The organism is Paraburkholderia sp. SIMBA_030 (genome assembly GCF_046535245.1).
Taxonomy (GTDB): Bacteria; Pseudomonadota; Gammaproteobacteria; order Burkholderiales; family Burkholderiaceae; genus Paraburkholderia.
The window spans coordinates 1-237 of the sequence record NZ_JAWRXB010001595.1; the positions used below are offsets into that span (position 1 = coordinate 1).

Genomic DNA, 237 nt, shown 5'->3' on the forward strand with positions numbered 1-237 from the left:
TGGTTCGACCCCGTGGGGTGGGTGTTCATGATCGTGCCGCTGTTCTTCGTGCTGGGCGGCGAAACCGGGCTCCATTCATGGCGGCGCCTGCGAGCCCGCGGCGGTAACGGATTCGACTTCGCCCAAATCCGGCTCCTACGCCTGGTCCGCCCGGCCATGGCCCTCCTCGCCATGATGTGGGGAGGCCTCTGGGCGGCGTTGCTGCTGGGTGTGGACCCCAGGGTCATCCAGCTGATG

1 protein-coding gene is annotated in these 237 nt (G+C 67.5%); it reads left to right on the forward strand.

Translation table 11 applies throughout. From position 1 onward, the window contains the following. Window positions 1-27: 27 nt before the first annotated feature. Window positions 28-237: hypothetical protein (locus SB772_RS45390; protein ID WP_410839201.1), on the forward strand; the 210-nt coding region annotated here is incomplete at its 3' end.